Genomic DNA, 13,579 nt, shown 5'->3' with positions numbered 1-13,579 from the left:
AAGCGGCGGCTTGAAATTGGTGCTATATTCAACTTGAGTTGTTTAATACTAGTACGGGAGGCTGATATGGGGCTGTTCAAGAAGAAAAACCCGCAGGATGCCTTTGATCCCGATGTGTTTACCATCACGGATACGATTTTGGACCCGCCGCGGTTTACGTTTTTGCCGGCTATCTACCAGGATGCCACGCGTCGCAAGTGGGCCGTGCATCAGCGCGGCGGCGAGCCGAAGATTTTTGACTATGCGGACGTTTTGCAGTGCGAAGTGGCCGAGGCGGGCGATCCGGAGGCCGAGGAAGTGGTCTCAAAACAGGAATTTGCCCAGCGTATCCTGGCAAATCCTGCCAAGGCGGCGAAAATAAACGCTGCCAAGCGTAATATGTGTCTTGGTATGGGCGTTGTTGTGGCGGTTCAGACGGGAAAAGACGAGGTTTCCAAATTAGAGATTCCCGTTATGACCGACGAAGTCAAACGCGATTCAAGTCTATATAAGTCGTATCGGAATGTTGCCGAGAAGATCAAGGCCGAATTTGATGCCATGGGAGGGCTGGTCTAATTTTGGCGGCATACGTTTCTGAATGAGGAGTCTGTGCAATGGCAGGCGAATCTTATGCAATTCCCCCCAAAGATCGTGCTGTTGAGGGAATTCTTTGGTATATCCAGCACCACCAGCTTGCCGGCGGCGATCGCCTGCCGGCCGAGCGCGTGCTGTGCGAAGAGATCGGCGTTTCGCGTACAGCGTTGCGCGCCGGTATCACGCGGCTCATCTCTTGTGGAACGCTCGAGAGCCGTCGCGGATCGGGTACGTATGTGTGTCCTCCCAAGCCGCTGAACATCTTCCAGGAAACGTATAACTTCTCCGATGCTGTGCGGACTGCCGGCCTGCACCCCTCTTCTCGTCTGGTTTCCACCGGGACCATCGAGGCGGATGAGGCGCTTGCCGACAAGCTTGGGGTGTCTGTAGGCGCTCCTTTGCTCCGCATGCAGCGCGTTCGACTTATTGAGGGCGAGCCGGCGTCAATCGAGACGGCTCACGTTAACCTGTCCCTGTGCCCATCGCTTACCGAGCACGATTTTGAGTGCGAGAGCCTTTACGATGTCTTGCTCAAAGAAGGTGGCGTGCGTGTTGAGCATGGACGTGAGCATATCTCCATCTCGCGTTTGAACGTCGAGGAGGCCGAGCTGCTCCAGCAAGAAGAGGGAACGCCGGTGTTCTATGAGAGCTCGATCGAATTCGATAAGGACATGCGTTTTGTGGAGCATTGCAAATCGGTGATTTTGCCCACAAAGTTCCGCTTTGCCGATAACGGCGAAAAGAACGGAATGAGAAGCGTGGCAGGTGAACAATGGCTGAAACAGTAGATGCCACCCCGGTTTATATGCGCATTCGACGCCGCATCGAGGAACGTATCGAGCGCGGTATATATCCCACGGGTTCCATGATTCCGTCCGAAAAAGACCTCGCCGAGGAATTTGGTACGACACGCTTGACCATCCGAAGCGCTGTCGATGAGCTGGTTCGGCGCGGGCAGATTCGACGCGTCCGCGGAAAGGGCGCGTTTGTGGCGCAGAAAGTACCCGTTGCCTACGAGCGAACAGGAGGCTTTCGCGAGTCGGTTCGTGCTTCGGGCGGCGAGCCGTCCGTCCGTATCCTCGCGCGTTCCAAGCGTTATGCGGGCCCATATTATGCCAACCTGTTTGGCATTGCCGAGGACGATTTGTTGTATTCGATTCGGCGTTTGAACTGCGTCAACGGCGATCCCGTATCGATTGAGATGGCGTTCATCCCGTGCCGGCTGTTTCCCACAATCGAAGATATTGACGTGTCGGTCTTCAGCTTGTACGAGACCTATGAGATGCTAGGCCGAAAGCCGGTCATGGCTCAGGAGAAGCTCGATATCGAGGCGGTGGGCGCACGCGACGCGGGCTTGCTTGGCTTGGAACAAGGGGATCTTGTTTTGCTTTTGGAATGCGTGAGCTATGACGCGAGCGGTCAGGCTATCGAGTATGTAAAGTCCTTCAATCGTGGCGATGCGGGCGGCTACACCTATACGTACTAGCTGGGGCTTTGCATCGCGCGCGGTAACAGCCGGTCTGTTTGGGCAATTTGACCGACTGTATATACAACCTTACATGGCTCAAAATCGACCGTTCGCCGAAGGGGATAAATTAATCGACAAAGAGGTATCAAAAAGCCGTAACCTGTAACTGTGATTGGTATCAAATACTAATGATTTGTTACGAGGTGAGACGATGAAGATGCTCGATTACGTTCAGCTTGCCCATGTGCGTATGGGAGAGAACCTCGAGCGTTCGTCTGAGCTGGTAGCGCAGCTCGTTGATATTTTCCAGTCCGGTTCTTTTGACGCGCTGCGCATCGTTGCTTCGGGTTCGTCGCGCCATGCTGCGGATTGCGCCCGCGATTACCTGCAAGATGCGCTGCAGATGCAGGTGTCCGTTGTGACGCCCGAGGCCTTCGTCGATTTTGAACACACCTATCCACAGCATGCGCTCAACATCGCCGTCTCGCAGAGCGGCTATTCAACCAATACGATTGCGGCGCTCGATTACATGTGCGCGCACGATATGGCTGCAGTTGCGCTCACGGCAAACGTCGAGGCACCCATCAAGGAGCACACTGACATCGTTCTTGACTACGGTGTGGGCGTCGAGTCGGTGGACTTTGTGACTCTGGGCGTTGAGGTTCTCGTTGAGTACCTGGTGCTCTTTGGTATTTACGGCGGTCAGGCGCGCGGAACGATTGACGCCAAGGGCGTTGCCCAGCGTCTTGACGACCTGCGCGAGGCTATCCATGCCAATGCCGTGATGTGCAAGACCGCCGAGGCATATGTCCAAGACCACATGCTCGATCTTTCTGAGCACACGCCCGCCATGGTCGTCGGCAACGGACCCAACTACGGTGTTGCCGAGGAGGCGGCGCTCAAGCTGAGCGAGACCATCAAGATTCCTGCCATGCACCACGAAGGCGAGGAGTTCGTCCACGGTCCCGAGATGCAGATTGTTCCGGGCTATCTGGTGTTTATCGTCGACGATCCGCAGGGGTCGGAGCGTCTTGCGAATATCGCCGATGCGCTATCGAACGTTACGGCAAAAACGGTGCTGCTCACGGCCCATCCCAAGGGTAAGGCTCACGAGGTTGTGGTGCCTCAGGTGGCTCCGCTGCTCAGCGCAATTCCCAATCTTGTGTTCTTCCAGACGATTGCGGCAATGATCGCCGAGCGTCTGAAGTCATGGGACGTGCACCCGTATCTCGATGCCGTCTCCAAGCAAATGGAGGTCAAGGCAGAGGGCTACGAAGAGTCAGTCAATGCGCTTAAGGCCAAAGCGGCTGAGTGTTACGGAATGTAAGCGGGTTTTGATGCCCGTTGGCATGGGGGATGTGAAGACAACCCCAGAAAGGAGAGACAAATGAAGGAAACCGAGAAGATCGAGATCATGCATTTCGACCAGGAGGGCTACCTCGAGGACGGCAAGGCGCTCTACGAGACCGGCAAGAAGATGACCGCGCTCGCCGACAAGGTCGCCGACGAGGGCTACGACGCCGTGTTCCTGATGGGCGTCGGCGGCACCTGGGACGAGCTCATGCAGCTCGAGTACCTCATGAACAAGTTCGGCGACCGCGACCTCGAGGTCTACCTGATCCACGCCGCCGAGTGGAACGTCTCCGGCCACAAGCGCATGACCGAGAAGTCCGTCGTGCTCACCGCCTCCGAGTCCGGCACCACCCCCGAGGTCCTCGAGGCCGTCAAGAAGATGAAGGGCATGGGCGTGCGCGTCTACGCCATGACCAAGCCCGAGGGCCCGATCGGCCAGGCCGTCGGCGCCGAGAACTGCGTCGCCATGGCTTCCGACCATGGTTCGGGCGGCTGCGAGAAGGGCTACTACCTCGCCGACTGCTTCGGCCTGCGCCTGCTCAACCGCCGCGGCTGCTTCCCCAAGTTCGACCTGTTCATCGAGCAGACCAAGGACATCTGGAAGGACATGCTCGACATCCGCAAGCGCTTCGAGCCGCGCGCCGAGGAGCTCGCCAAGAAGTACGCCCTGGCCCCCTACACCATGTTCATCGGCTCCGGCGCCCTGTGGGGCGAGACCATCCTCTTCTCGATGTGCATCCTGGAGGAGATGCAGTGGAAGCGCACCCGCTACATCACCTCGGCCGACTTCTTCCACGGCACCCTCGAGCTCGTGGAGCCCGGCGTCCCGGTCTTCCTGTTCATGGGCGAGGACGAGAACCGCAAGCTCGACGAGCGCGTCCGCGCCTTCCTGACCCGCGGCGTGACCGGCGACACCGACGTCAACGTCATCGACACCGCCGAGTTCGCGATCCCCGGCCTTGACGACGAGTTCCGCGTCATCGTGTCCCCGTGGATTCTGACGGTGCTCGTTACCGACCGCCTGGCTCGCTACTACGAGACGGTCACCAAGCACAACCTCAAGTATCGTCGCTACTATCACCAGTTCGACTACTAAAGAAAACGGGTGCGGGAACGCGCCGGGCTATTGAGAGGAACACAGAATGAGACAGTACATCATCGCCAGCCATGCGCACTTCGCTACCGGCATCAAGGAGAGCATCGAGCTGCTCTCGGGCGCTCGCGACAACGTCCACGATCTTTCGATGTTCGTCGATGACCGCATGGACGTGGCCGAGGAGGCCCAAAAACTGCTGGCAGGCATGGCTGCCGACGATGATGTCGTCGTGTGCACCGACCTCTTTGGCGGCAGCGTCAACAACGAGTTCACCAAGATCGTCCAGACGCGCCCCCGCACGTACCTCGTTACCAACATGAACCTTCCTCTGCTCATTCAGCTGCTGTTCTCTGACGAGTCGGTGCCGGTTGAAGAGACGATTCGCACCATCGTCGCTGCGGACGATACGCGCGTGAAGTTTGTCAACGATCTTTTGGTCGATGACGACGAGGAAGAAGAGTTCTAATCCGCAGCACCTACTGACACGCCGTAAGACGGCACAAGACCTTTGGGGGGTCACATTATGATTCAGCTACTTCGCGTCGACCATCGCCTGCTTCATGGCCAGGTCGCGGTCTCTTGGGTTCAGGGCCTCGGCTCCAATTGCATCTTCTGCGTGGGCGATAAGGTCGCTAACGACCCGGTGTGGAAGACGACGCTCAAGATGGGCAAGCCTGCCGGCTGCAAGCTCGTCATCAAGGATATGGCGAATGCCATCGAGGCCATTAACTCGGGTGTGACTGACAAATACAAGATGATTATCTGCGTCGCCACCATCGCTGAGGCAAAGCAGCTTGTTGAGGGCTGCCCGCAGATCAAGTCGGTCAACCTGGGCAACACCAAGCCCAAGGACGAGAAGCGCCCCGATGCTCGTCAGGTCTCTCGTCAGATCTTCCTGACTGCGGCCGAGGAAGCCGATGTGCGCGAGATGCTGAGCCGCGGCGTCGAGGTCGAGATTCGTCCTCTGGCCGACGACCCCAAGGTCGACTGCGCAAGCGTGCTCTAGGCGTTTAATTTCGAAGAGCCTGCGGGTTCTTCGTAGTGTCCTATTAGGAAAGGGGGATGTATGCTTACCCAAGCAATCCTCATCGGACTTATCGCCGCGTTTGGTAAGTTCGACTACCAGCTCGGTACGCTCTATGCGTTCCGCCCCATCGTCCTGTGCCCGCTCGTGGGCCTGGTGCTGGGGGACCTGCAGTCCGGCCTCGCGATCGGTGCGAGCCTGGAGCTGCTGTTCATGGGCTCGATCTCCATCGGTGCCTACGTGCCGCCCGATGAGACGATCGGCGGCGTGCTCGCCTGTGCCTTCGCTATCCAGCTGGGCCAGAGCACCGAGGCAGCCATCGCGCTCGCTATGCCCATCGCCACGCTGTGCCTTGCCATCAAGAACATCCTCAACGCCGCCCTGCCGATTTTGGTTGACCGCGCCGATGTTTTCTCTGCCCGGGGCAACCTTAAGGGCGTCTATGCGATGCACTTCCTGATCGGTTCCACCGGTATCATCATGGCGTTCCTGTTGTGCTCGCTGTCGTTCTATCTGGGTGCTGACGCTATCCAGGGCGTGCTCGACTTTATCCCCGACTTTGTCCTTGCTGGCTTTGGCGTTGCCGCCAACATCCTGCCTGCCATGGGCTTCGCCATGCTCGGCCGCCTGGTGCTCACCAAGCAGCTCGTGCCCTTCTACTTCCTGGGCTTCCTGCTGTGCTCCTACGCCAACGTGCCCGTCCTGGGCGTCGCCCTGATCGCCATCATCATCGGCATCGACAAGTTCGACCTGCTCGGCCTGGGCGGAGCCCAGCCCCAGCTCTCCGCGGAAGGGGATGAGGACGATGACTTCTAGTCCCGAGAACAAGATCACGCGCTCCGACCTCGTCAAGAGCGCCGTCAACACCGGCGCCCTGGGCATGGAGTTCTCCTGGACCTACTACAAGCAGATGAACATCGCCTTCTGCCTGATGGTCGCCAACATGCTCAAGAAGATCTACGCCGGCCGCCCCGACGACTACGCCGAGGCCCTGCACCGCCACTGCGCGTTCTTCAACATCACCGTCCAGTTCGCCCCGTTCGTCGGCGGCATCGCGATGGCCATGGAGGAGAAGGTCGCCCGCGGCGAGATCGAGCCCGAGAGCGTCAACGACGTCAAGGCCGCCCTCATGGGCCCGCTGTCCGGCATCGGCGACTCCATCTTCCTGTCGACGCTGCGCGTGGTCGCCGCCGCGGTGGGCATCAGCCTGTGCCAGGCCGGCAACCCCTTCGGCCCCATCGCCTTCCTGCTCATCTACAACGTCCCCGGCTTCGCGCTGCGCGTCTGGGGCGCCGTCAAGGGCTACGAGCTGGGCGTGGGCTTCCTGGACGAGGCCCAGAGGACCGGCCTCATGCAGAAGATCATGACCTGCGTGGGAATCGTGGGCGTCATGGTCGTGGGCGCCATGTGCAAGGACATGTTCTGGGCCAGCATCCCGGTGGCCATCGGCTCGGGCGAGGACGCCCAGACCCTCCAGGACATCCTGGACGGCATCATGCCCGGCATGCTCGGCATGATCGCCTTCTGGCTGTACTACTGGCTGCTGTCCAAGAAGATCAACCCCATGGTGCTGATCGTGGCCACCATGGTCGTGGGCATCGTCGGCGCGTTCTTCGGCGTGCTGGCGTAAGGGCCCTGCGTTCTATTCTGCCCCCAAGGGAAACGGCGACCCATTGCGGTCGCCGTTTTTTATTACCGAAAGCTAGCTGGAGGTGCTTCGTGATTCGATCTGACAATCCACCCGATAGTGGCGTGAGCGGGGCGATGTATCTATTTGGCACGGCGCTCTTGTGGAGTTTTATCGGCATCCTCGTTCGCGCCAATTCGCAGTCAGCTCTTTTGATCGGTGCCGTCACGGCAATATTTATGGCGCTCTTTATCCTGCTCGTCGGCAGGCCCGTCTTCCGCGTCAGCCGCCTTATTGTCCTTGTGGCCGTCTGCAACTTCGTGACGGGCACCACGTTTAACTTTGCCAACCAGCTCACGACGGTCGGCAACGCGATCGTTCTGCAGTACACCTCGATGATTTTCGTTATCGTGTATCAATCGCTCGCAACTCGCACGTTGCCCTCGCCTGCGAAGATTGCCTCCGTGGTGGTTGCTTTTACGGGTATGGGACTTTTCTTTTTAGGCGATTTGAGTGCCGAGGGCATGCTCGGAAATCTGCTTGCCGTCATTTCGGGCGCCACCTTTGGGCTGTGTTTCTTTTTAAACTCTCGCCCCGATGCGTCGCCTATGGTGTCCTCGCTCATCTCCTGCGGCATCTCGATACTTCCGATCGTCTATTTTGCCGGCGACCTAGGCTCCGTGAAACCCTTTGAGTGGGGGCTTATGCTGGTGCATGGCCTTTTTTGCAGCGGCCTTGCGAGTGTGCTGTATGCCAAGGGGATTGCGCGCACCAACGCGTTTGCGGCCAACTTGGTTTGCATGAGTGAGGTCGTGCTCGCTCCCTGCTGGTCGGCGCTCCTCTTTGGCGAGGTCTTTCGCTGGAACGAGTTTTTGGGCGCAGCGATTATCGTTTTGGTGATTATGGCCAACTTGGCATCCGATGCCTTTGGCGATGGCTTTCTGGTGACGCTTGTCCTCCATCGAAACAAAGAGCGCGCCTAACGGGATACGTCTGCCGTTTACGGTAAAAAACACTCCGCTGAGCGAGTGGTATTAAATAGTAAGAACCTGCATACCTATAATTGGTATCAAATCATTTGTGCCTGGCATGGGTGTTAGCAGCACACCAGGTACGCTTCGAGCCGTGGAATCGAACTCCCGGAATTGATATCAACAACGCGCGCGACGGGAGTGACGACGGTTCGAGATTCCTTATTGGGAGGAATTATGCTTGTCCAAGCAATACTCGTCGGCTTAGTCGGAGCGTTTGGATGCCTCGACTACCAGCTCGGCACCCTCTACGCGTTCCGCCCCATCGTCCTGTGCCCGCTCGTGGGCCTGGTGCTGGGGGACCTGCAGACTGGCCTTGCCGTTGGCGCCAGCCTGGAGTTGCTGTTCATGGGCTCGATCTCCATCGGCGCCTACGTGCCGCCTAACGAAACCGTCGGCGGCGTGCTCGCCTGCGCGTTTGCCATTCAGCTCGGTCAGGGTACCGAGACGGCCATCGCGCTCGCCATGCCCATCGCCGTCCTTGCACTGACGATCGGCAACATTACCAATGCCTTGTTCCCTGTGTTTGTCGATATGGCAGACAAGTTCGCCCTCAAGGGAAACCTCAAAGGCATCTACGCCGTTCATTGGGGAATTGGAATCTGGGGCTGCGTCGAGTACTTCCTGCTGTGCGGCGGCGCCTTCTATTTGGGTTCCGACGCCATCCAGGGCCTGCTCGACTTCATCCCGCCCTTCATCATCGACGGTTGCGGCGTTGCCGCCAACATCCTGCCTGCCATGGGCTTCGCCATGCTCGGCCGCCTGGTGCTCACCAAGCAGCTCGTGCCCTTCTACTTCCTGGGCTTCCTGCTGTGCTCCTACGCCAACGTGCCCGTCCTGGGCGTCGCCCTGATCGCCATCATCATCGGCATCGACAAGTTCGACCTGCTCGGCCTGGGCGGAGCCCAGCCCCAGCTCTCCGCGGAAGGGGATGAGGACGATGACTTCTAGTCCCGAGAACAAGATCACGCGCTCCGACCTCGTCAAGAGCGCCGTCAACACCGGCGCCCTGGGCATGGAGTTCTCCTGGACCTACTACAAGCAGATGAACATCGCCTTCTGCCTGATGGTCGCCAACATGCTCAAGAAGATCTACGCCGGCCGCCCCGACGACTACGCCGAGGCCCTGCACCGCCACTGCGCGTTCTTCAACATCACCGTCCAGTTCGCCCCGTTCGTCGGCGGCATCGCGATGGCCATGGAGGAGAAGGTCGCCCGCGGCGAGATCGAGCCCGAGAGCGTCAACGACGTCAAGGCCGCCCTCATGGGCCCGCTGTCCGGCATCGGCGACTCCATCTTCCTGTCGACGCTGCGCGTGGTCGCCGCCGCGGTGGGCATCAGCCTGTGCCAGGCCGGCAACCCCTTCGGCCCCATCGCCTTCCTGCTCATCTACAACGTCCCCGGCTTCGCGCTGCGCGTCTGGGGCGCCGTCAAGGGCTACGAGCTGGGCGTGGGCTTCCTGGACGAGGCCCAGAGGACCGGCCTCATGCAGAAGATCATGACCTGCGTGGGAATCGTGGGCGTCATGGTCGTGGGCGCCATGTGCAAGGACATGTTCTGGGCCAGCATCCCGGTGGCCATCGGCTCGGGCGAGGACGCCCAGACCCTCCAGGACATCCTGGACGGCATCATGCCCGGCATGCTCGGCATGATCGCCTTCTGGCTGTACTACTGGCTGCTGTCCAAGAAGATCAACCCCATGGTGCTGATCGTGGCCACCATGGTCGTGGGCATCGTCGGCGCGTTCTTCGGCGTGCTGGCGTAAGGGCCCGGCTGCATAGACTGTCATTGCAAACTGGTAAGGGGATGGAGCGGGCCTATGCCCTCCATCCCCTTTTTGTATAGAAGGAGTTCGTATGTTCGCGAGGGATCGCGAAGCAATGCGTCTGACGCCGGCAGAGGTCAGGCTGATTCTTATTGAGTCCCTGCAATGGTGCGCCAACAACGCGGTGTACTTTTTAGGGCTTATCGGCGCGGCGACGTATGATTTGGCTGGCACGGCCTTTTTGGTTGCTGCCATTACGCTCGTACGCAATCTTATGACGTCGGCGGGCAATATGGTGTCGGGCTCGGTCATCGACCGCTTTGGACCGCGCCGGACGTCGTTTGTGACGTGCATGATTACGGCGGTGCTATCGCTTGGCGTGGGGTTGGCGCCGTTGTCTGTCCACGGGCTTGTGTTTGCCGCGTGCGTCTTGGGGCTTGCGGGCGGCTTTATCAACACCTGTACGCATGCGTTTCCGGGATACCTGGAGTCGACCACCGAGGGCCGTACCCGCGTGAACGGTCTCATGGTGTTCTACAGCAATATCGCCTATACCGCTGGCCCGCTGCTCGGTGGTGCCATCGTGAGCTGTTTTGCCACGCAATCGGTCTATCTGCTCATGGCGGGCATGATGGGTGTGGCGGCCGTGCTCTCCTTGGGCTGTCACGAGTGTGTTGCTCCCGCAAAAGGGGAGAAGCCGAAGGGCGGCATTCTGGGCGGCATGGCCGAGGGCGCGCGACTTACGTTTCGCGACCACGACCTGCGCCTTATCTTTATCTCGGGCTTTCTGGGCTTCTTTGCGTTTGGCGCGTTCGATTCGCTGGAGTCGTTGTTCTATCGCGATGTGCTCAACGTGGATATCGTCTGGCTGGGCTGGCTGTCCTCGGTCGTGGGCCTCACTTCCTCGGTGGGCGCGTTCATCCTGACCAAGCTTTCTGCCCGCCATGTCAACTTGCGATTGCTGCTCGGCGCGCTCATGGCCGTGGGCATTGGGTCCATGGTGTACGTGGGCACCGATATGCTGGGGGTCGCGATTATCGGTCAGGCGATTAACGGTCTGGCTTGGGGATTCCTGGAACCGCTGCAGATGATCTTGATTCAGGAGCGCGCTGACATCAAATACCTGGGGCGCATTACCGGCTTTGTGCGTTTTGGCCTGATGAGCGCCGGCGTGCTGCCGCTGCTGGCGGCTCCGTTTTTGGCGGAGGCTTTGGGTGTCCAGACGGTACTGTTTGGGGCATCGACCATTATTGCGCTGGTAGGAACGCTGTTCTTTGTCACACAAGGGAGGCGCCAGAGGCGTTAGCTATACATTCAATTCTAATTTAATACCACTCACCAGAGAATTTCGACCGTTCACCGATGATTGGAACAGATTGATAAGTGGTATTAAAAACACGTTAGGTGTATGTCTATAATTGGTATCGAAAATAAACGCGATGTATAGAGTTGCGTGCAGGACAGAAAGGAAAAGCCATGAAGGAAACCGAGAAGATCGAGATCATGCATTTCGACCAGGAGGGCTACCTCGAGGACGGCAAGGCGCTCTACGAGACCGGCAAGAAGATGACCGCGCTCGCCGACAAGGTCGCCGACGAGGGCTACGACGCCGTGTTCCTGATGGGCGTCGGCGGCACCTGGGACGAGCTCATGCAGCTCGAGTACCTCATGAACAAGTTCGGCGACCGCGACCTCGAGGTCTACCTGATCCACGCCGCCGAGTGGAACGTCTCCGGCCACAAGCGCATGACCGAGAAGTCCGTCGTGCTCACCGCCTCCGAGTCCGGCACCACCCCCGAGGTCCTCGAGGCCGTCAAGAAGATGAAGGACATGGGCGTGCGCGTCTACGCCATGACCAAGCCCGAGGGCCCCATCGGCCAGGCCGTCGGCGCCGAGAACTGCGTCGCCATGGCTTCCGACCATGGTTCGGGCGGCTGCGAGAAGGGCTACTACCTCGCCGACTGCTTCGGCCTGCGCCTGCTCAACCGCCGCGGCTGCTTCCCCAAGTTCGACCTGTTCATCGAGCAGACCAAGGACATCTGGAAGGACATGCTCGACATCCGCAAGCGCTTCGAGCCGCGCGCCGAGGAGCTCGCCAAGAAGTACGCCCTGGCCCCCTACACCATGTTCATCGGCTCCGGCGCCCTGTGGGGCGAGACCATCCTCTTCTCGATGTGCATCCTGGAGGAGATGCAGTGGAAGCGCACCCGCTACATCACCTCGGCCGACTTCTTCCACGGCACCCTCGAGCTCGTGGAGCCCGGCGTCCCCGTGTTCCTGTTCATGGGCGAGGACGAGAACCGCAAGCTCGACGAGCGCGTCCGCGCCTTCCTGACCCGCGGCGTGACCGGCGACACCGACATCAACGTCATCGACACCGCCGAGTTCGCGATCCCCGGCCTTGACGACGAGTTCCGCGTCATCGTGTCTCCGTGGATCCTCTCCTCGCTGATCACCGATCGCCTTGCCGCTTACTACGAGACGGTCACCAAGCACAACCTCAACTACCGTCGCTACTATCACCAGTTCGACTACTAAGAGCAAATAACGTTTGTGTAATTGGGCCTCGCTCCTATATGGAACGGGGCCTCGCTTGGGTTGGAGAGTAATTATGAGCTATCCCCAGCTTGCCGCCATGAATATCAGCCATCGTTATTTTGACCTTGAGGAGTTCTTTTCTTCGGCAGCGGCCTCGGGCTACACGTGTTGCGAGCTTTGGACCGGGGCGATGCATCTGTATGTCGATTGCCATGGATACGATTCGCTCGAGCAGGTGCGGGGGCTGTCACAGCGGTATGGGGTTCGGATTGTGGGGCTTTGTCCCGAACAGAACAACCCCAAGCCGTGGAATATCGCAGCGCGCGGGAATGAGGCACGTGCCCGCACGCTCGCGTACTTTAAAAACGTTGTGGATATCGCGGCGGAACTTGGAGCCGAGCAGGTCACGGTCTCGAGTGGCTGGGCATTTTTGAACGAACCGATCGAGGATGCGTGGGGTCGCAGCACCTCGATGCTGCGTGCAATTGCCGAGCATGCGGGAGAGCACGGCGTGCGACTGGTACTCGAGGCCCTACAGCCGGTTGAGTCGATGATCGTGAACTCGGCGGCCGACACGAAACGCATGATCGAGGCAGTTGATCATCCAGCACTTAAGGCGTGTCTGGATATGGGCGCCATGGCGGTGGCGGGGGATACCATCGACGATTATTTCGATCTGCTTGGCGATGATGTCGCCCACGTGCATTTTGTCGATGTTGCGGCAGATGGCACGACGCATCTTGCCTGGGGTGACGGCGACCGCGATATGCACGCCGACCTGGATAGGCTGGTGGCGCGCGGCTATCGCGGAGTTGTTTCGGCCGAGACCTATGACTGGCGCTATTTTGCCGACCCCGCAGCTGCCGATGCGCAGGTAATGGCAGAGTATCGTCGTGCGATTGGCGCCTAAGTGGGACAGGGCGCCGAGCTGGCGTTTGGCGAATTTTAGTTTGGCGCTCTCTGAGAAATGGGACAGGCTTTCCGCTTGAAGCCCGGGACTGCGGACGATTTCTTGGACCGTTACGCGGCCCTTCCCAGCGCGGCGCGGAACTCGGCCGGCGTGCGGCCGCCGAGCGCATCGCTGCGCCTCTCCGTATTGTATCG

General features: G+C 59.4%; 15 protein-coding genes. All 15 read left to right on the top strand.

Annotated features, from left to right (window positions below; translation table 11 throughout):
- Positions 1-66 precede the first annotated feature (66 nt).
- A complete protein-coding gene (locus tag ACTM82_RS07885) occupies positions 67-555 on the top strand; it encodes a hypothetical protein (RefSeq protein WP_138374554.1) in 489 nt (162 codons plus the stop codon).
- Positions 556-593: 38 nt separating this feature from the next.
- Complete coding sequence (locus ACTM82_RS07880) at positions 594-1,361, top strand: GntR family transcriptional regulator (RefSeq protein ID WP_441055349.1); 768 nt, start codon at positions 594-596, stop codon at positions 1,359-1,361.
- The gene (locus ACTM82_RS07875) at positions 1,346-2,059 is read left to right on the top strand and encodes a GntR family transcriptional regulator (RefSeq protein ID WP_427719867.1); all 714 of its coding nucleotides are present in this window, start codon (positions 1,346-1,348) and stop codon (positions 2,057-2,059) included. The genes ACTM82_RS07880 and ACTM82_RS07875 overlap by 16 nt, the downstream gene beginning before the upstream one ends.
- Positions 2,060-2,252: 193 nt before the next feature.
- Entirely contained in the window at positions 2,253-3,368 is a 1,116-nt protein-coding gene (locus tag ACTM82_RS07870) for an SIS domain-containing protein (RefSeq protein ID WP_427719868.1), read from the top strand.
- A 60-nt stretch (positions 3,369-3,428) separates the two neighbouring features.
- Entirely contained in the window at positions 3,429-4,490 is a 1,062-nt protein-coding gene (locus ACTM82_RS07865) for an SIS domain-containing protein (RefSeq protein ID WP_441031390.1), read from the top strand.
- Between the two features lie 46 nt (positions 4,491-4,536).
- Complete coding sequence (locus ACTM82_RS07860; RefSeq protein ID WP_427719849.1) at positions 4,537-4,956, top strand: PTS sugar transporter subunit IIA; 420 nt, start codon at positions 4,537-4,539, stop codon at positions 4,954-4,956.
- A gap of 57 nt (positions 4,957-5,013) precedes the next feature.
- Complete coding sequence (locus tag ACTM82_RS07855; protein ID WP_427719850.1) at positions 5,014-5,496, top strand: PTS sugar transporter subunit IIB; 483 nt, start codon at positions 5,014-5,016, stop codon at positions 5,494-5,496.
- Positions 5,497-5,556: 60 nt separating this feature from the next.
- On the top strand, positions 5,557-6,330 hold the full coding sequence (locus tag ACTM82_RS07850; RefSeq protein WP_427794525.1) for a PTS mannose/fructose/sorbose/N-acetylgalactosamine transporter subunit IIC: 774 nt from the start codon (positions 5,557-5,559) through the stop codon (positions 6,328-6,330).
- Positions 6,311-7,144: a PTS system mannose/fructose/sorbose family transporter subunit IID gene (locus tag ACTM82_RS07845; RefSeq protein WP_441055345.1), complete on the top strand. Its 834-nt coding sequence runs from the start codon at positions 6,311-6,313 to the stop codon at positions 7,142-7,144. The genes ACTM82_RS07850 and ACTM82_RS07845 overlap by 20 nt, the downstream gene beginning before the upstream one ends.
- Positions 7,145-7,233: 89 nt before the next feature.
- Positions 7,234-8,124: a DMT family transporter gene (locus tag ACTM82_RS07840; RefSeq protein WP_441055347.1), complete on the top strand. Its 891-nt coding sequence runs from the start codon at positions 7,234-7,236 to the stop codon at positions 8,122-8,124.
- A gap of 225 nt (positions 8,125-8,349) precedes the next feature.
- Positions 8,350-9,123, top strand: a complete 774-nt coding sequence (locus ACTM82_RS07835) for a PTS mannose/fructose/sorbose/N-acetylgalactosamine transporter subunit IIC (RefSeq protein WP_035137735.1) — start codon at positions 8,350-8,352, stop codon at positions 9,121-9,123.
- Positions 9,104-9,937, top strand: a complete 834-nt coding sequence (locus tag ACTM82_RS07830) for a PTS system mannose/fructose/sorbose family transporter subunit IID (RefSeq protein ID WP_441055345.1) — start codon at positions 9,104-9,106, stop codon at positions 9,935-9,937. The genes ACTM82_RS07835 and ACTM82_RS07830 overlap by 20 nt, the downstream gene beginning before the upstream one ends.
- Positions 9,938-10,028: 91 nt before the next feature.
- A complete protein-coding gene (locus tag ACTM82_RS07825; RefSeq protein WP_441055343.1) occupies positions 10,029-11,243 on the top strand; it encodes an MFS transporter in 1,215 nt (404 codons plus the stop codon).
- A gap of 170 nt (positions 11,244-11,413) precedes the next feature.
- Entirely contained in the window at positions 11,414-12,475 is a 1,062-nt protein-coding gene (locus ACTM82_RS07820) for an SIS domain-containing protein (RefSeq protein ID WP_441055341.1), read from the top strand.
- 73 nt (positions 12,476-12,548) lie between these two features.
- Entirely contained in the window at positions 12,549-13,385 is an 837-nt protein-coding gene (locus ACTM82_RS07815; RefSeq protein WP_441055339.1) for a sugar phosphate isomerase/epimerase family protein, read from the top strand.
- The last annotated feature ends 194 nt before the right edge of the window (positions 13,386-13,579 follow it).

The sequence above is a fragment of the Collinsella sp. HCP3S3_E5 genome (genome assembly GCF_052067635.1).
Taxonomy (GTDB): Bacteria; Actinomycetota; Coriobacteriia; order Coriobacteriales; family Coriobacteriaceae; genus Collinsella.
The sequence above is the reverse complement of the archived record's forward strand: the minus strand, read 5'-3'. Positions and strand labels throughout refer to the sequence as shown.